This is a genomic window from Petrimonas sp. (assembly GCF_963921705.1).
Taxonomy (GTDB): Bacteria; Bacteroidota; Bacteroidia; order Bacteroidales; family Dysgonomonadaceae; genus Petrimonas; species Petrimonas sulfuriphila.
Genome location: NZ_OY997410.1, coordinates 2,995,584 through 3,019,517, shown reverse-complemented (window position 1 = coordinate 3,019,517; position 23,934 = coordinate 2,995,584). Strand labels below are relative to the sequence as shown.

Sequence of the window (23,934 nt, the reverse complement as noted above, 5' to 3'; positions counted from 1 at the left end):
AGGTTATCAGATAGAACGGCTCACGTGGAATAACGTCGCGGAGCCGTTTTTGTTAATCCCTGAACCGTCGTGTCAATTCCCCGTACTCATCGATGCGGCGATCGCGAAGGAAAGGCCACCAGCGACGGACGTTTTCGGTGCGGGTTTTATCTATTTCAACAACCTGAGTTATTTCACCTTCTGCTGCCTGAAATAGGAACTCACCTTGTGGTCCGCAGATAAAGCTGTTTCCCCAGAATGAAATCCCGCGAGTCTGGCCCGATGGGTCAGGTTCGTAACCGGTACGGTTCACCGCAATTACTGGAATGCCGTTTGCTACGGCGTGCCCGCGCTGAACAGTGATCCACGCTTCACGTTGACGATTCTTTTCGTCTTCGGTATCGGAGGACTCATAGCCGATAGCGGTGGGGTAGATGAGCACTTCTGCTCCCGCTAAAGCCATCATTCGGGCAGCCTCGGGATACCATTGGTCCCAGCAGACCAGCACACCAAGTTTTCCCACCGATGTATCTATGGGGTTAAAACCCAAATCACCGGGAGTGAAATAAAATTTTTCGTAATAGGCCGGATCGTCGGGTATATGCATTTTGCGGTATTTTCCGGCTATTGTTCCATCTTTTTCAATGACCACAGCTGTATTGTGATACAGCCCAGGAGCCCGTTTTTCGAAAAGAGATAACAGGATAACCACTCCCAGCTCTTTTGCCAGTTGGCCAAATGAATGGGTGGAAGGGCCCGGAATGGTCTCTGCCTGGTCGAATATACCCGTCTCTTCGGTCTGACAAAAGTACAGTCCGTTATGCAATTCTTGTAACACAATTAGGTCTGCTCCTTTCGATACTAAGTCGCGGATTTTTGACTGCAATCGCGAAACGTTCTCGTTTCTGTCTGTCGTGTTGGCTTGTTGTATTATTCCGATTTTCATATGTTGTCTGATTGGTAGAAAAAATCCGCTTGGCACCGGCGGAAGAATAGTAAATCCTAAATCAAATAAAACCTTTCGGAAATTGCATCGTTACACAGTGGAGTGAGCCGTGTTGCTTGATCAAAGGCAGACAATCGACGCCGATTATTTCACGATAGGGAAATGCCTTTTGCAGTTGTTTTTTTGCCATTTCGTCTTTTGCGGATGCATAAGTAGGCATTAAAACAGCATCGTTGATAATCAGAAAATTGGCGTAAGTGGCGGGAAGTCTATAGCCGTCATGATACACAGCATCCGCCATGGGTAGCGGAATTAACCTGTAAGGCTTCCCTTCGGTGGTTTTGAACGATCCCAGTTCATTTTCCATACGCTTGAGTTCATCGAAATGCTCGTCGGTTTTATCGTCACATTTTACGTATGCGATAGTCTGTTCGTCGCAAAATCGGGCAAGTGTATCCACGTGGCTGTCGGTGTCGTCTCCGGCCAAATAACCGTGGTTGAGCCACAAAATCCGATGCACCCCGAATGTTGATTTCAGGTACTCGTCAATCTCCTCCAGCATCATTGGCTGATTGCGGTTAGGGGCCATCAGGCATTGCGATGTGGTAAGCAAAGTTCCCTTTCCGTTCGATTCTATTGAACCGCCTTCCAGAATAAATCTTTTCTTGCTTGTATATTGAACCTCGGGTTTGAATTCTTCTTGACGGAAAAGATGTTGTGTGATTTGATTGTCGTGGTTGGCGGCAAACTTAAGTCCCCAACCGTTAAAACCGAAATCGAAAAGCATTGGTTTTCCATTGATAAAAACCGAAATAGCACCGTGGTCACGCGACCAGGTATCGTTGCTTTTCAGTTCCGACGTAATAAGATTTTTACGTTCTTGAGGCGTGAAATGTTTCACAACCTCGTCTTCTTCCGGGCATACGACTAGCAGCTTTTCCCTTTTCAGAATTTCTTTCGAAAATGTCACATAACATTCCGTAACTTCCTCCAAGGTGTCGAACCAGTCAGTACCGGCGTGAGGCCAAGTGACCAACACACCGCTCTGCGGATACCATTCCGGCGGAAAAACAACGTTGTTCATCGATTTTTATCCTTCCATATTTCCGCGAATAATTCCGCGGGACGAATTTTTGACGAAATCAATGATATGATTTCGCTCTTTCGTTTCCGGCAATTCGTTCTCAATTCTTTCCAGCGCCTGTGTGGTGTTGTATCCAGCTAAATACAGATACCTGTATACATCCTGGATGGAATTTATCACTTCGCTTGAAAATCCCCTGCGTCGTAACCCAACAAAATTCAAACCTACATAAGTAAGTGGTTCGCGGCCGACCATAGTATAGGGGGGGATATCTTTCGGAACTTTGGAACCACCCTGTATCATCGTGTGCGCACCAATTCGTGAAAACTGATGTACAAGTGTCCCGCCGCTGAGAATAGCGTAATCGTCAATTTCTACTTCTCCGGCCAGTTGCGTGGCATTTCCCAGGATGACGAAATCTTTTAATACACAATCGTGAGCCACGTGACTGTATGCCATTAACAGGCAGTCACTGCCAACTGCTGTTTCTCCCCGTGACGCTGTGCCGCGATTCACAGTTACACATTCGCGGACTGAAGTTCTGTCGCCAATAATGGCTAACGATTCTTCACCCCTGAATTTCAGGTCCTGCGGAATAGCGGAAATGGTAGCGTGCGGAAAAATGGTGCAATTCTTCCCGATACGTGCACCAAAAAGAACGGTTGCATATGGCATTACAACTGTTCCCTCACCAATTTCAACATTTCTGTCGATGTATGCGAAGGGTTCAATGACAACGTCTTTGCCTATTTGGGCTTCGGGATGAACAAATGCCAGTGAAGATATATTACTCATAACTTATTGAGCATTATTTATTTTTGATTATTTGAGCGGTGAAGTCGGCTTCAGATACTATTTTATCTCCCACGAAAGCCAGTCCTCGCATGGTGGCGATGCCCCTGCGAACTTCCGACGAAAACTCTACTTTAAAAAGTATGGTATCGCCGGGAACGACCTTGCTTCGGAATTTCACATTGTCTATTTTTAGGAAATAAGTCGAATATCTTTCGGGTTCGTCAAGTCCGGAAAGCACCAGCAATCCTCCTGTCTGAGCCATGGCTTCTACCTGCAGAACTCCAGGCATAACCGGTTCATCGGGGAAATGGCCGACGAAATAAGGCTCGTCATTGGTGATGTTTTTTACGCCTACGATGTAACTTTCGGTTTGTTCAATTACTTTGTCCACCATCAGGAAAGGATAACGGTGTGGCAACAATTGTTTTACGCGATTAATGTCCATCAGGGGTTCAACATTGGGGTCGTAAAACGGTGCTTGATTTTTGTTTTTTATCTCCCTACGGATAAGCCTTGCCAGTTGATTGTTGATTTTATGCCCCGGACGTGTAGCAATGAGCCGTCCTTTTATAGGTTTCCCTATCAGCGACATGTCTCCGATTATGTCGAGCAGTTTATGCCGTGCAGGCTCGTTAGGGAATGCCAGTTCGCGGTGATTCAGATAACCCAGCTGGTTTGCATCCATGCGAGGGACGTTTAGTTCATCGGCTATCTCATCCAGCTCGTTCTGAGGAAGCTTTCTTTCATAAATAACGATGGCGTTATCCAGGTTACCGCCTTTGATTAGTCCGGCCTGACGCAGTTTTTGGATTTCACGAACAAAAACAAACGTGCGTGCAGGCGCTATTTCTGTAGCAAAATTCTCCAACGATTCCAAACTGGCATATTGATTGGGGATATATTGTGATTCGAATTCTATGTTAGAATTGATCGCGAAACCATCATCCGGAAGTAACGTGATTTTAGAACCGGTTTCGGGGTCGGAGACTTCTATTTTTTTTCGTACAACATAAAAGTCTTTGTCTTTTTCCTGTTCTACAATACCTGCTTTTTCAATAGCACGAATATATTCTATGGCGCTTCCGTCAAGAATGGGAAATTCCGGCGCGTTCACTTCGATAAGACAGTTGTCTATCCCAAGTGCATAAAGTGTTGAAAACGCATGTTCAACAGTGCTGACGGTGACATTACCCACTCCCAGAACCGTGCCTCGCTGGGTATGGACAACATTTTCGGCCACCGCTTCAATAACAGGTTGATTCTCTAAATCTACCCGTTGGATCCGGTATCCGGAATCAACGGGTGCAGGATTGAAAGTTATTTCAATTTTGTAACCGGTATGAAGCCCCTGGCCTTTTAGCGTAAAGCTGGATTTTAATGTTTTCTGTTTCACCTTGTTATATCGATAAATTTAATTTTGAGTGCAGATAATCCGGCAAAGATACAACTTTGCCTTGAAAAGTATGAATTTGGCTCTCCCGTTAGGTTTTTTTAGCAAAACATGTCTCCTGTTCTTAGGAGAGTTGTTTTTTTAACTCCTTGATTTCTTTTTCCAGCACATTTATTTGACGGTACATGTCGGGTAGCTTGGGGATGATTATGCTCGATTTGAAATAGTTTTTTATTTGATATGCCGGCGAGCCCATTACTTCAGATCCCTCAGGAGTATTGCTGATAATTCCGGACTGTGCACCAATCTGCGATTGGTTACCGATAGTTATATGTCCGCCTATTCCGACCTGGCCGCCTAAGACACAACCTTCACCTATTTTGGTTGATCCGGCAATTCCTACCTGAGCCGCCATAACCGTATTCTTTCCGATTTCGCAATTGTGTGCAACCTGTATTAAATTATCGAGTTTCACTCCTCGACGAATGATGGTCGATCCCATAACGGCACGATCTATAGTTGTATTGGCACCTACTTCTACATCTTCCTCCAGTATCACATTACCGATCTGTTGGATTTTATGGTACACCCCCTCTTGTTTGCTGAACCCGAATCCGTCCGCACCAACAACAACTCCTGCGTGTAAAATACAGTTGTCGCCAATTATACAACTGTGATAGACTTTTACTCCGGCATAAATAACAACATTATTTCCGATTTTTACATTATCCCCAATATATGCTTGCGGATAGATTTTTACGTTTTTACCCACCTGTACGTTTTCTCCGATATAGGCAAACGCTCCGACATAAATATTATCGTCAAGTTTTGCAGTTGCCGAGACGAAAGACATCGCTTCTATTCCTATTTTTGGTGGAGTTAAGCTGTTCACCAGGTCCAGCAGAGAAGCCAGAGCTGCATAAGCATCGGGGACTTTAATTAATGTGGCAGAAACAGTTTTTTCCGGTATAAAGTCATTGTTTACCAGTACAATATCTGCCTTAGTCTCGTAAATATAATGGGTGTATTTGGGGTTGGAAAGAAAAGCAATGGTTCGTGGTTTTCCCTCTTCAATTTTTGCAAAATTATCGACTTCTACGTTCGGGTTCCCTATAATCTCTCCCTTTAGAAAGTCGGCAATTTGTTGTGCTGTAAAGGTCATTTACTCTATTTTATTGGGTTTAAAAATGCAAATTAACAAATAAAAATCTAACAGACAAAGTTAAGCGTACAGAAAATGTTTAGTTAAGATAAATTTTGCAGATTTAAAAATATAAAGTACCTTTGCATTCACTTTTTCGGGATGTAGCTCAGTCCGGTTTAGAGTACTCGTCTGGGGGGCGAGTGGTCGCTGGTTCGAATCCAGTCATCCCGACTGTTTTTAAAGCAATTGCGTAATTTATCGCAGTTGTTTTTTTTTGTAGCCTTTAAAAATCTTCAGTACCAAAACACATTTTCTTTTTGGTTAAAAACAACCCTCCTTGAATTTTTTCTGAAAATAATGTATATATTTGAGGATTATTAAAAGTTTTTTTCGCAGAATGAAAGTCGTTCATTCTGATATTGACCCTATAGGTGAAAAAAATCTGAAAACAAGAAGTAAATGAAAAGAATTCTAATACTTATTGACTACTCCAGTGAATTCAGCCGCCGGCTACTGAGAGGTTTGATTCAATATGCTCATGAACACGGGCCTTGGTTATTTTACAGACTACCCACTTATTATAAGACGATGTATGGAAAGGAGGGTATAATTGAATGGGCCAAAAGCTGGAAGGCCGATGCAATTTTGGCACGATGGGATCATGAAGGAACCAATTTGTTAGCCTCTTTAAATATACCTATCGTGCTACAGAATTACAAATCCAGAAGTCCTTATTTTTCCAACCTAACCGGAGATTATGTAGGTACCGGAGTGATGGCTGCTAAGTTTTTCATTATGCGCCGTTTCCGCAACTTCGCGTTTTATGGTAACAAGGGTGTTGTTTGGTCGAAGGAGAGGGCGGAGGGTTTTCAGAAAGAGGTTGAGAAAGCGGGCGGAAATTTCTTTTGTTTTGAAAGTGAAGATTTGGGGGGCAAGGAATGGAGCAGCACTCATGCCGAGTTGGATGAGTGGTTATTATCTCTTCCAAAACCTGTAGGCCTCTTTGCCTGTGACGATGATTTCGCTTTAAGAATATCTCAAATTTGTAAAATTAACAACATTAAAATTCCTGAAGAAATTTCATTGCTGGGGGTGGATAACGATGAACTGATTTGTCACCTTTCCGATCCTCCCATATCATCCATTGTAACAGATGTAGAAAAGGGAGGATACGAAGCTGGAAGATTAATCGACCGGATGATTAAGGGAGAGATCGTAGAGCCCTTCAACATCATTATCCGGCCAACGAGGTTTGAACTTCGAAAATCGACAGAGAAGTATGATATATCCAATGGCTATATCTCTCAAGTTGTCAATTATATCGAAGACAATTTCACCACAGATATAAATATCGAAGCACTCAGCGACCTGGTACCTCTTTCGCGACGCAACCTTGAGGTAAGGTTTAAGGAGGAGATGGGAACTTCCATATATCAGTTCATATTAAGTTGTAGGATTGATTATTTCGCACATTTATTACTAACAACAGACCGGGCACTGTTTGACCTGGCTTTAGAGTCAGGATTTAATGATTGCAAAAATATATCCCGTATTTTTAAAAAAATCAAAGGATGTACTCCTATAGAATACCGTAGAAAATATTGCGACTCTAAGAATGAATAACGTTTTTTGAAAACACAATTACGTTTTTTAAGCATTTTTTGAATATATAAAAAATAATTTTGTGCATTCATATCATAATGAAGCACGAACTTCTTATTGTTAAAAATTTACTGTAAATATGAGTACTACACCTCCAATGAATCAAGCCCGGAATAAAAGTACCACCATCAAGTCGATGATTATCCTGGCATTGTTGTTTTTTATTTTCGGGTTGGTTTCCTGGGTAAACACTATCCTGGTTCCTTATTTTCAGCTGACCCTTCAGCTATCTAATTTCCAATCCTCTTTTGTTACATTTGCATTTTATATTGCTTATTTGGTGATGGCTATCCCTTCTTCTTTTTTACTGAATAAGGTGGGATATAAAAGAGGAATGATGTTTGGACTCTGGTGCATGGCAATCGGAGCACTGCTCTTTGTTCCTGCTGCCTATTGGCGTCTTTATCAGTTGTTTTTGCTGGGACTCTTCCTGCTGGGCGTGGGGCTGGCTATTTTGCAGTCTGCTGCTAATCCTTACGTAACCATTGTCGGGCCTATTGAGAGTGCCGCCAAAAGGATGAGCATAGTTGGAACAGGTAATAAACTGGCAGGAGTAATCGCCAATCTTATTTTTGCCGGAGTTGTTATCCGTGAATCCGACAAGGTGTTGATGCGTGAAATAGAATCCGGTTTATACACCGGTGCAACGTTAGAGACTGCTTTGGACACCCTGATTAAGGGAGTTATGACACCATACCTGATTTTAGCAATCGCGCTTTTTATTTTTGGAATTGTTGTCCGTTATTCGGCTTTGCCGGAATTAGATCCCTCGGTAGTAAATAAACGTTCTGCTGAAGATGAAAGTTCACAGAAATCCATCTTTCAGTATCCTGCACTGATATTGGGAGTAATTGCCATGTTTTTCCATATAGGAACACAGATGATCGCTCTTGCTACCAGTATTCAGTATGCAGGCACAATGGGTGAAAGCCTCGCCGGTCCAGCTAAAAATATCCCTTCCTATACCATGTTGTTGACTTTTTTGGGATATTTTATCGGAATCATTTTAATCCCCAGATACCTGAAGCAGCGTAACGCGCTTTTGATCTGTGCTTTATTGAATTTAGTGCTTTCTGTTTTAATCATTAGCACTTCGGGAACGGTGAATTTTCTCGGTATTACATCCGACATTTCTATCTGGTACCTTGTAATGATGGGACTTCCCAATGCATTGCTTTACGCCGGAATCTGGCCTCTTGCTATTAACGGATTAGGGAAGCATACCAATCTCGGCTCTGCTTTTTTGGTAATGGCGCTTTGTGGAAGCGCATTTATGCCGATGATTTATCATTCACTTGTGGAGCTTAATTCGTCTCTTTCGCCTTTTGCTGCAATGAAATATGCTTATTGGATCCTTATTCCCTCTTTTGCTTATATTGTTTGGTATGCTGCTTACGGATATAGAATAAGATCATGGAAAAAAAGCGAGGTTGTCAAAAATACGGTTGTTTCTTAATACATTTAATTAACACATAAACATCAAAGGATGATGAATAGACTTATCATAAAAAACGGAAAAGTTATCTTTCCGGAAAAAATTGAAGAAAACGTAACCGTGGTGTGTGAAAACGGAAAAATAACCGATATTCTTAATAATGAAGAGTACATACACGGTAATGATGATGTTGTGATAGACGCAACAAATAAGTATATTGCCCCCGGGTTTATAGATATTCACACGCATGGAGGAGGCGGCCACGATTTTATGGACGGAACGGTGGAAGCTTATCTGGGAGCAGCAGAAACGCACGCCAGGTATGGAACCACTGCATTATTGCCTACAACGTTGACAAGCACGTTTGACGAGCTCATAAATACGTTTGCCGTATACAAGGAAGCCGCAAGACTGAACACAAAAGGTGCAAAACTTTTGGGCCTGCATTTAGAAGGACCTTATTTTGCATACAATCAACGGGGAGCGCAGGATCCCAAATACCTTAGAAACCCTGAACCGGAAGAGTACAATAAGATTTTATCCGAATCAGACGATATTGTACGGTGGAGCCTGGCACCGGAACTGCCCGGCGCATTCGATTTTGGAAAGGTGCTGACTTCAAAAAATATCCTCACTTCCATAGCACATAGCGATGCCATTTACGAGGAGGTGTTGGATGCCTTTAACGCAGGGTTCACCCACGTGACCCATCTCTATTCGGCTATGTCTACTGTTACCCGCAGGAATGCATTCCGTTATGCAGGTGTTTTGGAAGCCGCGTACCTGATTGATGACATGACGGTGGAAATTATTGCTGATGGAGTACACCTGCCCAAGTCTCTTCTGCAGTTCGTATATAAATTCAAAGGATCCGAAAAGACAGCGCTATGTACCGACTCTATGCGGGGAGCGGGAATGCCGGACGGTGAATCCATCCTGGGCAGCTTGGAAAAAGGACAAAGGGTAATTATCGAAGATGGCGTAGCCAAGTTGCCCGACCGTACCGCTTTTGCGGGAAGTGTTGCAACTACAGATCGTCTGGTAAGAACAATGGTAAACGTAGCGGAAGTGCCGTTGATAGAAGCTGTGAAAATGATGACGCTGACTCCGGCTCGCATAATGAAGATAGATCAGCAGAAGGGGTCTGTTCGTAAAGGGAAAGATGCCGATTTAGTTGTTTTTGATAATAATATTAATGTTTCATACACAATCTTGGAAGGAAATGTCATATACGGAAACTAACACAAACGTAATCACATTCAAAGTAGGAATGTTGGAAGTGAGAATTTTCCCTAACAGGGAGGAAATGGGTAAAGAGGCAGCAGTCGATGTATCTGACACTATAAGACAGTTGCTTAATGAAAAAGACGAGATCAATATGATTTTCGCAGCTGCTCCATCGCAAAGTGATTTTATGAAGGAATTAACAGCTGATAAACGGATCCGGTGGGAGAAGATCAATGCCTTTCATATGGATGAGTATATTGGATTGGAGAAGGATGCACCCCAAGGGTTCGGTAATTTCCTTAGAGAAAGGATATTTGAAAAGGTCCCTTTTAAAAGTGTACATTACATAAATGGGCTTGCTGAAGATCCTTCTGCTGAATGTGAGAGATATGCCGGCTTGCTGACACGATATCCGGTAGATATCGTTTGCTTGGGAATTGGAGAGAACGGACATATCGCTTTTAACGATCCTCCGGTTGCCGATTTTAATGATCCAAAACTGGCGAAGGTGGTAGAGTTGGAGATGGCTTGCAGGCAACAACAGGTAAATGAAAACCTTTTTACAGGAATAGACCTGGTACCCACCCATGCTATCACCGTAACCATTCCCGCACTGCTCAGGGCGAAATATATGTTTTGTATGGTGCCTGCCGAAAACAAAGCAAAGGCTGTGTATCATACTCTTAACGATGATATTAGTGAGGATTGTCCTGCTACGGTCTTAAGAACAAAAAAGGGAACTGTATTATATCTCGACAAAGAGAGTGCTTCGTTCCTGGAGACAACTAACAACACAGCCGATAAATGAATTTATGTTTTTCACAACATCAAAAAATAGAAATATTATGAGAATTAGAGTTATATTGTTAACAATTCTAGCCTTTGTTTTAACTCAGGCTCAAGCACAGATTAAGATTGGTATCATTGGCCTGGATACCTCTCATGCAATCGCCTTCACCAAGTTTTTGAATGGAGAAGACAAAAAAGAGGAGTTCAAAGAGTTTAAAATTGTCGCAGCCTATCCCTACGGGTCGAAAACCATTAAGTCAAGTTTTGACCGTATTCCCGGTTACATTGAACAGGTAAAAGGTTTGGGAGTGCAAATTGTTCCTTCCATTGCTGAACTTCTGAAGAAAGTGGATTACGTAATGTTGGAAACAAATGATGGGAACCTCCATCTGGAGCAGGCATATGAGGTTTTCAAAGCCGGAAAGCCCATGTTTATTGACAAACCACTTGGTGCTACACTTGCGCAATCGATAGCGATCTATCAGCTGGCCAGAGAATACAATGTCCCTATTTTCTCTTCCTCAGCGTTGCGGTATGTTCCACAAAATCAGAAATTACGCAAAGGAGAATTTGGAAAAGTTTTGGGAGCTGATTGTTACTCCCCCGCAAGTCGCGAAAAAACACATCCCGATTTTGGGTGGTACGGCATCCATGGGGTAGAAACCCTTTTCACCATCATGGGAACCGGATGCGTTTCGGTTAACCGCATGTCGGCTGAAGGTACTGATGTAGTAGCTGGATTATGGAGTGATGGAAGGATAGGTACGTTCAGAGGCCTTCGTACCGGGAAAAGCAATTACGGAGGAACAGCCTTCACGGACAAAAGCATAGAGCCGGTTGGCCCTTACCAGGGATACGAAGTGCTGCTCACAGAGATACTTAATTTTTTTAAGACTCGTGTTGTCCCTGTTTCCGAAGAAGAAACACTGGAAATCTTCACTTTTATGGAAGCTTCCAATGAAAGCAAGCGCAACGATGGAAAAATTATCCTGATGGAAGATACTTATCGGAAAGGTTTGGCAGAAGCCAGGAAATTACTTTCGGATTTAAAGTAAAAGTGAAATGAAAAGTTTTTTGTTGACCGGTATCATTGGTCTGATGTTTCTATCTTGTATGCAGCAAAGTAGAGAAAAGACAAGTAATTCTACGGTATTTACCGGTAAAGCAGGCGAAGTGAAATTGATCGTTCTTGCGCCGGGACATTTTCATGCCAATCTGCTTCAAAAAAGTACCATCGACCAAGTGAATGATTCAGTTTACGTTTACGCCATGTCTCCTGATGATGCCGGATTAAACCAATATCTTTCAGCTATTGAGTCATTCAACAACAGGGCAGAGAATCCTACGAGCTGGCAAGAGGTTATATACACGGGTGACGACTTTGTGGACAAGATGGTGACAGATGAAAATGGTAATGTTGTGGTACTTGCCGGTAACAACAAAAACAAGACCGAATATATTCTCCGCGCTGTGGATGCCGGATTGAATGTGTTGTCCGACAAGCCGATGGCTATTAACAGGAATGATTTTCTTTTGCTGGAAGAAGCGTATAAGAATGCAGGGTCAAAAAATGTTCAACTGTATGATATGATGACGGAACGCTACGATATGCTGAACATCATCGAAAAAGAGTTGATAAACAATCCCGACTTTTTTGGAGAACTTAAGGTGGGAACGCCGGAAGATCCTGCTGTCTATATGGAAAGTGTGCACCATTTCTATAAAGAGGTTTCAGGATCACCGTTGATCCGTCCGGCATGGTACTACGACGTGGAACAACAGGGAGAGGGTATTGCAGATGTCACTACTCACTTAATTGACTTGCTGTTCTGGAAATGTTTTCCGGATCAGCCTATCGATTATACACGGGACATCGGAAGTATCTCATCTACTCACTGGCCGACTGATATCTCTCGGCAGCAGTTCATGCAGTCTACCGGAGAATCATCATTTCCTGATTATCTTCATAAATACCTTGATAATTCAACGCTGAAAGTCTATGCCAACGGAACTGTAAACTTCGATGTGAAAAACCACAACGTAAGTTTACAAGTTATGTGGAACTATCAGGCACCTGAGGGTGGAGGTGACACATTCATCTCCACGTTGAAAGGCACAAAAGCTATTTTGAGAACTGTTCAGAATAAGGAACAAAACTTTATCAAACAGTTGTATGTGTATAAAGCTGAAGGTGTTAGTGAGAAGGAATTTGCAGAAAATATTCAACAGGTAGTCACGAAAATACAAAAAAGATATCCCTTTGTCACTGTTTTGCCTACATCCAATGAGGGTGAATATCTCATCAATATTCCGGCAGAAAACAGGGAGGGACACGAGTCACACTTCAGGTATGTTGCTGAATGTTTCTTTAAATACCTGGTTAATCGCGATATGCCCGAGTGGGAAATGTCAAATACACTGGCAAAATATTATATTACGACAAAAGCAGTAGAGGTTGCAACTGAATTGAAGATAAACAATGATTAACGAAAAGAAATATACAAAAGCCCAACTGATCTTTTTATTGGTTCTCCGTTTCGTAATTGGATGGCATGTATTATATGAGGGAATATCTAAGGTTATGAATCCACAATGGACATCCGCGAATTTCTTGCAAGAGTCCCAAGGAATCTTATCGGGTTTTTCCGGTTGGATATTATCGAACAGCAGTTTGCTTTCTATTGTCGATTTTTTAAATATATGGGGATTAGTACTTATAGGACTCGGCCTGATATTCGGATTTCTTTTTAAACCTGCCGCCATTGCGGGATCTGTTTTGATATTTATTTATTACCTTAGCGTTCCCCCTTTGGTGGGTTACGAATACACGCTACCCTCCGATGGGAGCAATCTTGTAATTAATAGGACACTTATTGAGGCCGTCGCACTTTTTGGGTTGGCCCTTTTCCCAACTAACGAAGTTTTCGGATTAGATCATTTTATCAGTTCCCGACAGAAAGGAACACTTCAACATGGCAGAAAATAACAACAATACAGGTGAGAGAGAACCGGCGAAGAATCAATCTTCCCCAGATAGTACCGAACATACATCAACCAAAGACATCTCCCGGAGAACTGTTCTAAAAGCGTTTGCCGGAATTCCTGTTGCTGGGATACTCGGTTACGAATGGTTCAAAAAAATTAATTACGATAAAAACAAAAAAGATCGAATTGCCCGTGAACTGGGTCTCGATAAAATGGAGTTCCCTGTATCGGATTACGGAAAAGACGCTAAACGAGACACACTTCGAATTGGGATTATCGGATTTGGACGACGTGCTGAACAATTGTCTGCAGGTCTAGGGTTTATGCACCCTGATGAGGTGAAGAAAAGAGAAAACAACAATACGTTAATCAGTTGGCTTGAACAAGAGGATCTTCATGTTGCCATAACAGGAATTTGCGATGTTTTCGATTTACATGCTGAACGCGGATTGACCGTAGCAAATAATAGTGTTCGTCACGGAGCGTCCAAATTGTCTGTCAAACAATACCGAACGTACCAAGACATGCTGGCTGATGAGAGCATCGATGCTGTAATAATATCTACCCCTGATCATCACCATGCCTCTATGGCCATCGATGCCGTAAAAGCAGGAAAGCACGTTTATTTGGAAAAAAGCGTAGCTCATACGGAAGAGGAACTGAATGAACTTTACCGTACGGTAAAAGAAAGCTCCATAGTTTTCCAGTTAGGCCACCAGATAACACAGAGCACGGTTTTTAAACAGGCAAAAGAGATTATCGGCAAGAACGTATTGGGTAAAATTACGTTGATAGAAACTACCAGTAACCGCAATACGGCAGAAGGTGCTTGGATAAGGCATTTGGACAGTAACGGTAATCCCAAACCAGGGGATCTGAAAAGTATTGATTGGGAACGGTGGTTAGGCAACGCACCTTATGTACCTTTTACCATTGACCGTTACTATAACTGGACAAAGTGGTTCGCTTATGATACCGGATTGATTGGCCAATTGTTTACCCATGAATTCGATGCAGTGAATCAGCTGTTGCGAATTGGTATCCCTCAATCGGTATCCTCATCAGGTGGTATCTATTACTGGAAAGACAACAGGGAGATTCCCGATAGCTTACACTGTGTCTTTGAATACCCTCACAAGGATTTGACTTTGTTATACAGCGGAAATCTGGCATCGAGCAGGAGCCGAGGGCGAGTTTTTATGGGGCATGATGCTTCAATGGAACTCGGAAACAATATTAAAATAACCGTTGATAGAAATTCAACGCAGTACAAGAAAGGCATAGACTCAGGGTTAATTGATACGGGATCCCCGATGCTTACTTATAATCCCGGTGCAGGTCAGATTGACGCAGTAACGTCTGCTTCCGAGAAGTACTATGCCGATAGGGGATTGACCAATACCGTTATTAATGGTAAGCAGATCGATGTAACACATTTACATTTGCGCGAATGGCTGGATTGTATTCGTGAGAACAAAACTCCAAGCGCAAATATCGAAGTAGCTTACGAAGAAGGAATTGCTTGCTTGATGGCCCATCGTTCCTATCTTGAAAAACGTCAGGTTTTTTGGGACGAAGTAAACAGAAAAATTGTTTGAAATCTGTGAGTAATTAAATAAATCGGATATGATGACTTCAAGAAGACAATTTATTAAAAAAGTAGCAGTAAGTGCCTCTGTTCTTTCACTTGGGGGTGTTCTGCCAGGTTTTAGCGCTTCAAGCTACAGGAATATCATGGGGTCAAATGACCGCATCCGTATTGCTGGAATCGGTGTGAACTCCAGAGGTAATGCCCTGGCTAGAGGGTTTGCCAATGAAAAAGAAAAGGGATGTGTTGTGACTGATATATGCGATGTCGATTCACGCGCTATTGAGAAATGCATTAAGACTGTTCAGGAAATTGCCGGCAATAAACCCAGGGGACATGAAGACATTAGAAGAATGTTGGAATCAGACAGCTACGATGCTGTCTTTATTGCCACACCTGATCACTGGCACGCTACAGGCGCCGTGATGGCAATGAAAGCCGACAAACATGTTTACTTGGAGAAGCCTACGAGTCACAACCCCGAAGAGAACCGGATTCTGGTTGAAGCTGAAAAAAAGTATGGAAAGATAGTTCAGGTTGGTAACCAACGACGCTCTTGGCCTAACGTAGCACATGCGATAAAAGAATTACATGCCGGCATTATTGGTGATATTCATTACGGGAAAAGCTGGTATTATAGCAAGCGTCCCTCGATGGGCATTGGAAAGAATACATCGGTTCCGGATTGGTTAAACTGGGAGCTCTGGCAAGGACCTGCGCCCAGGGTATCCTATAAAGACAATATTGTCCATTATGATTGGCATTGGATATGGCATTGGGGTACTGGAGAAGCTTTAAATAACGGTATGCATTTTGTGGATTTGTTACGTTGGGGAATGCAATTAGGTTATCCCATAAAAGTAGCTTCTACCGGTGGAAGATACCATCATCAAGACGATTGGGAAACGCCCGATACACAGCTGGTTAATTTTAACTTTGCTAATGGTAAAGCAATAACCTGGGAAAGCCAGAGTTGCGTAAAATCAGATATTTATGGCTACGGTAGTGGTGTCGCATTTTTTGGAGATAAAGGAACTTTAGTTATAGGTGGAGGAAACGAATATAAAGTTTTCGACTTAGATAATAAATTAGTCAAACATATAGACAGCAAGATGGTATTTGAAGAAGGCAACTTGGTTAATCCAACGCAAAGCCTTGATGCGTACCACTTCCAAAACTTTTTCAATGCTATCCGAGAAGGAGAGAAGTTAAACTCATGTTTGACAGAAGCATGTGCCAGCACACAGCTGGTACAGCTGTCCAATATTTCTCACAGAGTAGGAAGAGCGTTAAACATCGATCACAGGAATGGTACTATCCTGAAAGACAATGAAGCTTCAAAATTGTGGAAAAGAGAGTATGAAAAGGGTTGGGACTTAAAAGTCTGATAATATCCTGCTTTTCTCGTCTGACCTAAATACCATGTACTTATGAGTATAGATAATTCAAGATCCGACAAGACAAGAGTGCGATCCATTGATGCGCTCAGGGGATTTGATATGTTCTGGATCATGGGTATTGGCAGCGTGGTTGTTCAAGTAGCAGCCATTGAGGGAACTCCTTTCTGGACTGGATTAGCAGCACAGTTTGAGCATCCGTACTGGAATGGGTTTACGCTTTGGGACATGATTTTTCCATTGTTCATGTTTTTATCTGGGATTTCGTCACCCTTTTCGATTGACAATCAATTAAAAAATGGTCGTTCAAGGAAGCAAATCTTGTGGAAAGTTATAAGGCGTGGACTCATTCTTATCTTACTGGGGATTATTTATAATACAAAAGGGATTGAGTTAAGGCCTTTGTCTGACTACAGGTATGCGAGTGTGTTAGGTAAGATTGGAGCAAGCTATATTTTTGCAAATATAATTTATTTATATGCTAGGCCTAAAGCACAAGCAATGTGGTACTGGGTACTTCTTATCGGATATTGGTTGCTGTTGAAATTTACTTCTGCTCCGGGTTATCCTCCGGGGAACCTTACGGAAGCCGGCAATTTTGCTTCCTACTTTGACCGTATTGTTTTACCGGGCAGACTTTCACGTGACATTCACGATACGGTAGGCTTACTCTGTACAATTACTGGGGTATCAACCACACTTCTCGGAGTCATAACGGGAAATTTCTTAAAAAAGTACCCCATGAGTCCAATTAAGAAAGTCTTTTGGTTCAGTATTGGGGGACTGGGTTTGATTTTACTGGGGCTCTTTTGGGGTTTAGATTTTCCAATAAATAAGAACTTATGGTCTAGCTCGTTTACCCTACTTACGGGAGGTATAAGCTTATTACTGTTCGCACTTTTCTATTACATTATTGATGTTAGGGGATACTATAAGTGGTCTTTCTTTTTCCGGGTTATAGGCATGAATTCAATTTTCATCTATATCTCGCCAATCTTTATTAATTATTCCTATATAGCTAAAGCTTCACTTCGCTGGATAGGGCAATTGTCAGGTACTTATGAAGTGCCGGTTATGGGAATTTGTACTGTGTTTGTGTCCTGGTTGGTGCTTTACTTCATGTATAAAAAAAACATTTTTATAAAAGTATAACCTCATGAAAATCTCCTTATCACACGTGCTGTTGTTGATTTGTATGTTCGTTATGGAATATGCAGCGGGAAAACCACTCCATAGTAATAACATGGACAATCGATGGCAGCCACTCTTCAAGACAGCCGAAGATACGGTACATTGGACATCTGTCCGTGATACGCCCTTTCCAAATGAAGGGTGGCAAATTAAAAAGAAAGAATTAATCCTGCTTTCCGGAAGGAAAGGTGGAGACATTATAACCAAAAGGAAATATGCTGATTTTGAGTTGAAGTTAGAATTTAAAATGACCCGTCTGGTCAATTCAGGAGTAAAATATCTTGTCCATCAAATGTTTAATAATGATACTGAAAGAATGGAGTGGATTGGATTCGAATACCAAATAATTGATGATTTTCATCAAAATGAAATACAAGGTTTCGATGACGATAAAGGTTCAACTGCTGCTCTGTATCTATTGTATGCTCCTGATAAAAATAAAAAACTAAAGCCATTAGGTACTTGGAACTCATTAAGAATTAGAGTCCAAGGGAATAAAGTTGAACATTGGTTGAATGGGGAGAGGGTTGTAAGTGTTGATGTTGATTCGCAAGAATTTAAAAATAGAGTGCAAGGAACAAAGTTTAAAAAATACGGTGATTTCGGTAAAAAAAGAGACGGTCATATACTTTTACAGGATCACGGCGACCAAGTGCACTATAGGAATATCATGATTAAGGAGCTGTAATATGGAAATCCAATGAAAAGGGGAAAAAACGGTATTATCATCTTATTGTTGTTTTGTTTTAGCCCGTGTATATTTGCTAATAGCCTTTGTGAAAAAGATTCTAAAAAGAAAAATCCAGCACCAAAAAAAAGTTACACAGCTTCCTCCGATTCGTTAAAAAGGAAACAGGAACTCGAGTGGATATTGTCTGTTTTACCCACTGATGAGGTCCATCGGGGCAGGGTTTCATATCTTGATGAAACATTTAAAGACTGGTTGAGTAGAACAGGTGAACTGCCTCCCGATTTTGACAAAATGTCTTCTCTGCCATTCCTGCCCAATCCCTTAGTGATGGATGAAGGAAGAGGTAGTACTCCGGTTGTCTCTCTGAATCAATGGAATATGCAAAGAGATTGGATGAAGCAACAACTTGAGTACTATATTACCGGGACAGTCCCTCCCCCTCCCGTTAATTTACAATCCGACATATTACAGGAAAAGAAGGATGGTGAGATAACCATTCAGACCATTCTATTATCTTTTGGCCCAGATAAAAAAGCGACCCTCACGCTCGAGTTAATGATTCCTCCAGGCAAAGGTCCATTTCCTGTATTCCTTACAAACTGGAATCATCGGGAGTGGGCTCAGATTGCTGTACGAAGAGGCTATATCGGTTGCTTGTATGCAGGTGCTGACAGTAAAGATGACACGGAAGCATATTCGGAAATTTGGGCAGGGTGTTATGATTTTACCCGTTTGATGAGAAGAGCGTACGGTGCTTCGAGGGCAGTAGATTATTTATATACGTTGTCCTGTGTGGACAAGGATAAGATCGGTATCACCGGTCACTCCAGAAATGGGAAAACGTCGCTAATGGCTGCTGCTTTTGATGAGAGAATTGGTGCTTGTATTCCCAGCAGTGGTGGCACGGGTGCCGAAGTACCCTGGCGTTATAATGCCCATAAATATGATGTTGAAGATATTGCGCTGCTTTCTTGCGCACAACCGGCCTGGTTACATCCCAGATTAAGATTCTTTGTTGGAAGAGAAAATAAATTGCCTATAGATCAAAATTCATTTATGGCATTAATTGCTCCACGAGGGTTAATGATAAGTACAGCAACAACTGAATCGGCAAGTAATATTTTTGGAATTGAGCAAGCTTATCATTCCAGTAAGAGAGTATATCAATTTCTGAATGCGGGTGATAATATCGCGATAACGTCACGTTACGGGTTACATGGAGTGAATGCAAACGATATTGAAGGTTACATTGATTTTTTTGATTTTGTATTTAATAGAACCGATAGAAAGCCAGGAAACAGATTATTGCATAATTACTCTTTTGAAACATGGTGTGCTCTAAGTAATCAGTCCGTGACACCCCATGATCACGGACTGGCAACTATCGACCTGGATGTATACGCAAGCAACAGGAATAAGTGGAAGGATAGTAAACAAATCATAAAAAATAACCTCCGATGGATGTTGGGCGATGAACCGGCGGGTGTTACAAACCCGGGACCGCGAAGCCTAGCAAAAGGAGATATTGGTGAAGAACGATTCGGATCCTTCCTCTCCAGACCCAGGGAAACCAAATCGATGAAAATCATGGCTATCACACCTTACGATGGATTTGGTGACAACCTGTTCGGCTATCTTTATTATCCTGTGGATGAAACGGGTAAGCTCTTAGGTGAAAATCTTCCTGTGGTGATTTACCTTCATGAATACGACTATTCGAAAGGTTTTTCTTCCATGAGTTATGATCACGAGATTCAATCGGTTTTTGAGGATTTGACCAAACTGGGATATGGTGTTTTTGCATTCGATATGATTGGTTTTGGAAATCGATTGGAGGAAGGAGTCAATTTTTATGACCGTTATCCCCTATGGTCGAAAATGGGGAAAATGGTTGCTGACATGAAAGGGGCTGTCGATGCAATTTCAAACCTTGATTTCGTGGATCGTTCGAGAATAGTCGTGTCTGGATATTCTCTTGGAGGTACCGTAGCTCTTTTATCGGCAGCGCTGGATGAGAGAATTGCCGGTGTTGTATCCATAGCCGGTTTTACTCCCATGCGTACGAACACACTGGATCGGGGGACAGAAGGAATTAAGGCGTATTCTCATTTGCATGGGCTTATCCCAAAGTTGGGGTTTTTCGTCGGGCATGAAAGTGAAATACCTGTTGATTTCGATCAAATTATAGGTTGTATCGCTCCCCGTCCGGTTTTACTTATTGCTCCAGAACGGGATAAAGATGCGCACCTGGATGATATTAAAAAATGCGTTGGACAGGTAGGGCAAATTTATGGATTATATTCCTCGAAAGATAATATTCAACTCTACACCCCGAATGATTACAATCGATTTTCCACAGTTATGCGGCAGAAGATGTTTTATTGGTTAAAAACTCTGCAGGAATAAATCCGATGCCGTCTATCAAAAAAAAATGCCTCGTATTATGCTTTTCAGGCATAAAGGATGCGAAGGCCTTATGCTTCTTTTATTACGCATAGAACATCATTAAATCTCATATATAGGTTGTTAACATATTTCGAGGTCGGCACAGTAATAAACCGTTACAATGAATTGGATATGTAAAATGTATCTAAAACAGATGCTTTGCAAGCAGAACTGAAATGAGGTAATTACGTTTTTTGAGGGTTGTTGTGCGGAATGTTAAGTAAAATTATTATTTTTATACTATTTCTTTATACTGTGAAATTTCTTCGAAACAATTGACTGAGGCTTATGATATCACGAAGACAATTCTTAACAAACAGCATGGGCCTATTGGGCGGTGCCACGTTATTAAGTCCTGGCTGTATACCAAAAAAAAACAACAAAACGGAAACAGCATCTGAACCTGGGAAGACTTTATCTTTAAAATATGTAAGAGGAAATATAAAAATTATTGGTGTTGATTCCCGGTTTGAACGAGAGCCTCTCCGAAATCCATTTGGATTCAAAGGTGGCTACCTTTCTGAACTTTGGCAAACTGTAAGTTATTTACGAAGTAGAAACAATAACCATGGAATTGGTTTAGGCACACAAAGTGTTTTGTGGTCGGATGATTTGATATTTTCCTCTCATTCAGAATCAGGAGGTAATGCTCTTATGTATTCCTTGACTGAGCGAGCACTTCAGTTATTGAAAAATCAATCATTCAATAATCCTACTGAGTTGATTGAGCCTTTATATCAAGAGGTTCATGAGTATGGCAAATCAGTCACAAACAATTCTGACTTGAGAAAGACTTTTGCTCTTAATGCACTGGTCTCAGTAGATAACGCCCTTTGGCTGCTTTATGCTAAAGAAAATGGAATTACGAATTTTGATCAATTGATTCCTGATGAATTTAAAACCACCTTTTCTGGGAAACATGAAAAACTTGCAGCAATACCTTTAATCTCATATAATGTTACACCAGAGGAGATAAAAAAAGAGGTAGAGCAGGGATACTTCTTTATGAAAATAAAAATTGGTCAGTCGGGTACGCAGTCAGAAATGCTTGAAAAAGATAAAAACCGGCTACTTGAAATACACAATGTTTTAAAAGATATAAGATCACCATACTCCAAGACCGGGAGGTTACCTTACTATTTTGATGCTAATGGCAGATACGAAGCCAAAGATACCTTTAATCGTTTTTTAGATTATGCCCGGCAGATTGGCGCATTCGATCAAATAGCGATGGTTGAAGAGCCTTTTCCTGAAAAAATGGAGATGGATGTTGCGGATGTCCCCGTTCGATTAGCAGCTGATGAGAGTGCCCATACTGACAAGGACACTATTAAACGTATTCAGATGGGATATAAGGCAGTGGCTTTGAAACCTATTGCTAAGACATTGAGTATGACAATGAAGATTGCAAAAGCTGCGGCAGAAAGAAATATTCCCTGCTTTTGTGCTGACCTGACTGTTAATCCTATTTTGGTAGAGTGGAACAAAAATGTAGCGGCCCGGTTAAAGTCGTTCCCCGGCCTTGATAATCTCGGTTTGGTAGAAAGTAACGGACATCAGAACTATGTAAATTGGCACCAAATGAAAAAATACCTCCCTCAGTGCAGAGCTTCTTGGGTTGATGTAAAAGATGGATTTTACCACACCAATAAAGAATACTTCAATAATGGAGGTGGAATTTTTGATTCAATACCTCATTATGAAGAAATGTTCAAAAAAACAACAGGAAATATAAGCTAAACAAAGATATTTATGAAAAACAAAACAACACGTAGGGATTTTCTCAAAAAATCATCGATGGCTGTCGCCGGAATATCTGTCGCCGGGGTAACTAAAACTACAGTTGCTGCACCATTTACCGACACAAAGAAAAGAGTAATCGGTGCTAATGACAAGGTTCGGGTAGGATTTATTGGAGTAGGTAATCGCGGAACACAACTTTTACACCTCTTTATGGAAGAACCTGACTGTGAAGTAGCAGCTCTCTGTGACGTATATGAGCCATACGTGACAAGAGATTATTCTGCTGTACTCGATCGTTACAAGAAAGATATGGGGACGAGAATACCCAAGATGGGAGAAAATTTCCCTTCAAACGTAAAGCAGTACAAAGATTATCGGGAGATGTTAGGAGACAAAAGTATTGATGCTGTTTGTATTGCAACACCCGACCACTGGCACGCTTTGCAAACAATTGATGCAATAAATGCGGGTAAAGATGTATTTGTTGAAAAACCTTTATCAAAAACAATTGCTGAAGGCCGAAGAATGGTTGAAGTTGGCAACAGCAGCAGGCAAATCGTGACGGTGGGTTTAAACAGGCGTGGCGCCCCAACTTTTCAGAGATTAGCAAAAGAAATCCCCGCAGGAAAAATAGGAAAAGTAACTTTTGCGTCGGCTTGTCATGTAAGCAACATGTATCCTAGCGGCATTGGGAAATTACAGCCTGAGACCCCGCCAAGAAATTTTGATTGGGACATGTGGTTAGGTCCAAGAGCTTACCGGCCGTATCAGTATAACATTGCTCCCTACATGTTCCGCTGGTGGGAGGACTATGCAAACCAGATTTCTAATAACGGTGTTCATTATCTCGATCTGTTGAGATGGCTTATAGATGAAGAGGCTCCAACGGCCATCAGTGCACATGGAGGTAAATTTGTATTGAATGATGATCGTACCATTCCAGATACAATGCATGTAACATACGAATTTAAATCGGGAGTACTTGTTACTTTAACAATACTTGAAGCAAGTACCGGCACATTTATTCCCCACGGATTTCTCGAGCTGAGAGGTACAAAGGGGACAATCCATACAGGAGAAAATGATTATAAGATTACTCCTGCCAGTGCGGGACAATTTCAGACATGGAAGCCAATGATCGAGCCCGAAGATTACTCTTTGGCTAAAGATGACACGCTGTTAATTGATGGTAGTTATAAAAACAGTGCGTCAAGCCTTGTGCGTAACTTCCTCGATTGTGTAAAATCACGCGAACAACCTTGGGCTACCTTGGAGATTGGACACAGATCAACCACTATGGCGCATTTGGCAACAATTGCTATGATGACACGGGAAAGGCTTGAATGGGATGCGGTAAACGAAAGATTTACTAACTCTGAGGTCGCTAACAAATACCTGTCGTACGAGTATAGAAAACCTTGGAAATTGGATTAGTTCTTACGA

General features: G+C 41.7%; 19 protein-coding genes and 1 tRNA gene. 15 read left to right on the top strand and 5 right to left on the bottom strand.

From position 1 onward, the window contains the following. Window positions 1-52: 52 nt before the first annotated feature. From AACM02_RS12650 to lpxD, 5 genes are all read right to left on the bottom strand, one after another. Window positions 53-925, bottom strand: a complete 873-nt coding sequence (locus AACM02_RS12650; protein ID WP_214062937.1) for a carbon-nitrogen hydrolase — start codon at window positions 923-925, stop codon at window positions 53-55. Between the two features lie 61 nt (window positions 926-986). After that, entirely contained in the window at window positions 987-2,009 is a 1,023-nt protein-coding gene (locus tag AACM02_RS12645) for an agmatine deiminase family protein (protein WP_286848623.1), read from the bottom strand. Window positions 2,010-2,015: 6 nt separating this feature from the next. Next, window positions 2,016-2,804 carry an acyl-ACP--UDP-N-acetylglucosamine O-acyltransferase gene (gene lpxA / locus AACM02_RS12640; RefSeq protein ID WP_214063079.1) on the bottom strand — a complete coding sequence of 263 codons (789 nt, stop codon included), beginning with the start codon at window positions 2,802-2,804 and terminating at the stop codon, window positions 2,016-2,018. A gap of 13 nt (window positions 2,805-2,817) precedes the next feature. Beyond that, window positions 2,818-4,197 (bottom strand): bifunctional UDP-3-O-[3-hydroxymyristoyl] N-acetylglucosamine deacetylase/3-hydroxyacyl-ACP dehydratase, encoded by a 1,380-nt coding sequence (locus AACM02_RS12635; protein ID WP_339117168.1) that lies wholly within the window; start codon window positions 4,195-4,197, stop codon window positions 2,818-2,820. 121 nt (window positions 4,198-4,318) lie between these two features. Next, window positions 4,319-5,356, bottom strand: a complete 1,038-nt coding sequence (gene lpxD / locus AACM02_RS12630) for a UDP-3-O-(3-hydroxymyristoyl)glucosamine N-acyltransferase (protein WP_286848627.1) — start codon at window positions 5,354-5,356, stop codon at window positions 4,319-4,321. A gap of 137 nt (window positions 5,357-5,493) precedes the next feature. Here lpxD and AACM02_RS12625 point away from each other — a divergent pair. The 15 genes from AACM02_RS12625 (at window position 5,494) to AACM02_RS12555 (ending at window position 23,925) form a co-directional block, all read left to right on the top strand. Then, window positions 5,494-5,569: transfer RNA gene (locus AACM02_RS12625), tRNA-Pro, on the top strand. A 228-nt stretch (window positions 5,570-5,797) separates the two neighbouring features. Next, window positions 5,798-6,961, top strand: coding sequence for a DNA-binding transcriptional regulator (locus AACM02_RS12620; RefSeq protein WP_332456121.1), 1,164 nt, complete (start codon window positions 5,798-5,800; stop codon window positions 6,959-6,961). A 118-nt stretch (window positions 6,962-7,079) separates the two neighbouring features. Further along, entirely contained in the window at window positions 7,080-8,456 is a 1,377-nt protein-coding gene (locus tag AACM02_RS12615) for an MFS transporter (RefSeq protein ID WP_339117167.1), read from the top strand. Between the two features lie 33 nt (window positions 8,457-8,489). Beyond that, window positions 8,490-9,677 (top strand): N-acetylglucosamine-6-phosphate deacetylase, encoded by a 1,188-nt coding sequence (gene nagA, locus AACM02_RS12610; RefSeq protein WP_332456198.1) that lies wholly within the window; start codon window positions 8,490-8,492, stop codon window positions 9,675-9,677. Further along, entirely contained in the window at window positions 9,658-10,470 is an 813-nt protein-coding gene (locus AACM02_RS12605; RefSeq protein WP_339117166.1) for a glucosamine-6-phosphate deaminase, read from the top strand. The genes nagA and AACM02_RS12605 overlap by 20 nt, the downstream gene beginning before the upstream one ends. Window positions 10,471-10,507: 37 nt before the next feature. Next, window positions 10,508-11,506 carry a Gfo/Idh/MocA family protein gene (locus AACM02_RS12600; protein ID WP_286850109.1) on the top strand — a complete coding sequence of 333 codons (999 nt, stop codon included), beginning with the start codon at window positions 10,508-10,510 and terminating at the stop codon, window positions 11,504-11,506. Window positions 11,507-11,513: 7 nt separating this feature from the next. Further along, window positions 11,514-12,938: a putative oxidoreductase C-terminal domain-containing protein gene (locus AACM02_RS12595; protein WP_286850112.1), complete on the top strand. Its 1,425-nt coding sequence runs from the start codon at window positions 11,514-11,516 to the stop codon at window positions 12,936-12,938. After that, window positions 12,931-13,437, top strand: coding sequence for a DoxX family membrane protein (locus AACM02_RS12590; protein ID WP_339117165.1), 507 nt, complete (start codon window positions 12,931-12,933; stop codon window positions 13,435-13,437). Before AACM02_RS12595 ends, AACM02_RS12590 begins: the two co-directional genes overlap by 8 nt. Next, window positions 13,424-15,034 carry a Gfo/Idh/MocA family oxidoreductase gene (locus AACM02_RS12585; RefSeq protein WP_339117164.1) on the top strand — a complete coding sequence of 537 codons (1,611 nt, stop codon included), beginning with the start codon at window positions 13,424-13,426 and terminating at the stop codon, window positions 15,032-15,034. The genes AACM02_RS12590 and AACM02_RS12585 overlap by 14 nt, the downstream gene beginning before the upstream one ends. A 31-nt stretch (window positions 15,035-15,065) precedes the next feature. Beyond that, window positions 15,066-16,412 (top strand): Gfo/Idh/MocA family oxidoreductase, encoded by a 1,347-nt coding sequence (locus AACM02_RS12580; protein WP_339117462.1) that lies wholly within the window; start codon window positions 15,066-15,068, stop codon window positions 16,410-16,412. 42 nt (window positions 16,413-16,454) lie between these two features. Continuing rightward, window positions 16,455-17,573, top strand: a complete 1,119-nt coding sequence (locus tag AACM02_RS12575) for a DUF5009 domain-containing protein (protein WP_339117163.1) — start codon at window positions 16,455-16,457, stop codon at window positions 17,571-17,573. A 4-nt stretch (window positions 17,574-17,577) separates the two neighbouring features. Then, window positions 17,578-18,300: a DUF1080 domain-containing protein gene (locus AACM02_RS12570; protein WP_339117162.1), complete on the top strand. Its 723-nt coding sequence runs from the start codon at window positions 17,578-17,580 to the stop codon at window positions 18,298-18,300. 255 nt (window positions 18,301-18,555) lie between these two features. Further along, the gene (locus tag AACM02_RS12565) at window positions 18,556-20,709 is read left to right on the top strand and encodes an alpha/beta fold hydrolase (RefSeq protein ID WP_339117161.1); all 2,154 of its coding nucleotides are present in this window, start codon (window positions 18,556-18,558) and stop codon (window positions 20,707-20,709) included. Between the two features lie 360 nt (window positions 20,710-21,069). Continuing rightward, window positions 21,070-22,488, top strand: coding sequence for a hypothetical protein (locus tag AACM02_RS12560; RefSeq protein ID WP_339117160.1), 1,419 nt, complete (start codon window positions 21,070-21,072; stop codon window positions 22,486-22,488). A gap of 12 nt (window positions 22,489-22,500) precedes the next feature. Further along, entirely contained in the window at window positions 22,501-23,925 is a 1,425-nt protein-coding gene (locus tag AACM02_RS12555) for a Gfo/Idh/MocA family oxidoreductase (RefSeq protein ID WP_339117159.1), read from the top strand. The last annotated feature ends 9 nt before the right edge of the window (window positions 23,926-23,934 follow it).

Excerpts from the sequence above, each read along its gene's own strand:
- AACM02_RS12615 (WP_339117167.1), top strand. The coding sequence starts at position 7,080 with ATGAGTACTACACCTCCAATGAATCAAGCCCGGAATAAAAGTACCACC.
- AACM02_RS12595 (WP_286850112.1), top strand. The coding sequence starts at position 11,514 with ATGAAAAGTTTTTTGTTGACCGGTATCATTGGTCTGATGTTTCTATCT.
- AACM02_RS12590 (WP_339117165.1), top strand. The coding sequence starts at position 12,931 with ATGATTAACGAAAAGAAATATACAAAAGCCCAACTGATCTTTTTATTG.
- AACM02_RS12600 (WP_286850109.1), top strand. The coding sequence starts at position 10,508 with ATGAGAATTAGAGTTATATTGTTAACAATTCTAGCCTTTGTTTTAACT.
- lpxA (WP_214063079.1), bottom strand. The coding sequence starts at position 2,804 with ATGAGTAATATATCTTCACTGGCATTTGTTCATCCCGAAGCCCAAATA.
- AACM02_RS12555 (WP_339117159.1), top strand. The coding sequence starts at position 22,501 with ATGAAAAACAAAACAACACGTAGGGATTTTCTCAAAAAATCATCGATG.
- lpxD (WP_286848627.1), bottom strand. The coding sequence starts at position 5,356 with ATGACCTTTACAGCACAACAAATTGCCGACTTTCTAAAGGGAGAGATT.
- AACM02_RS12620 (WP_332456121.1), top strand. The coding sequence starts at position 5,798 with ATGAAAAGAATTCTAATACTTATTGACTACTCCAGTGAATTCAGCCGC.
- nagA (WP_332456198.1), top strand. The coding sequence starts at position 8,490 with ATGAATAGACTTATCATAAAAAACGGAAAAGTTATCTTTCCGGAAAAA.
- AACM02_RS12570 (WP_339117162.1), top strand. The coding sequence starts at position 17,578 with ATGAAAATCTCCTTATCACACGTGCTGTTGTTGATTTGTATGTTCGTT.
- AACM02_RS12580 (WP_339117462.1), top strand. The coding sequence starts at position 15,066 with ATGACTTCAAGAAGACAATTTATTAAAAAAGTAGCAGTAAGTGCCTCT.
- AACM02_RS12605 (WP_339117166.1), top strand. The coding sequence starts at position 9,658 with ATGTCATATACGGAAACTAACACAAACGTAATCACATTCAAAGTAGGA.
- AACM02_RS12645 (WP_286848623.1), bottom strand. The coding sequence starts at position 2,009 with ATGAACAACGTTGTTTTTCCGCCGGAATGGTATCCGCAGAGCGGTGTG.
- AACM02_RS12575 (WP_339117163.1), top strand. The coding sequence starts at position 16,455 with ATGAGTATAGATAATTCAAGATCCGACAAGACAAGAGTGCGATCCATT.
- AACM02_RS12650 (WP_214062937.1), bottom strand. The coding sequence starts at position 925 with ATGAAAATCGGAATAATACAACAAGCCAACACGACAGACAGAAACGAG.
- AACM02_RS12560 (WP_339117160.1), top strand. The coding sequence starts at position 21,070 with ATGGGCCTATTGGGCGGTGCCACGTTATTAAGTCCTGGCTGTATACCA.
- AACM02_RS12585 (WP_339117164.1), top strand. The coding sequence starts at position 13,424 with ATGGCAGAAAATAACAACAATACAGGTGAGAGAGAACCGGCGAAGAAT.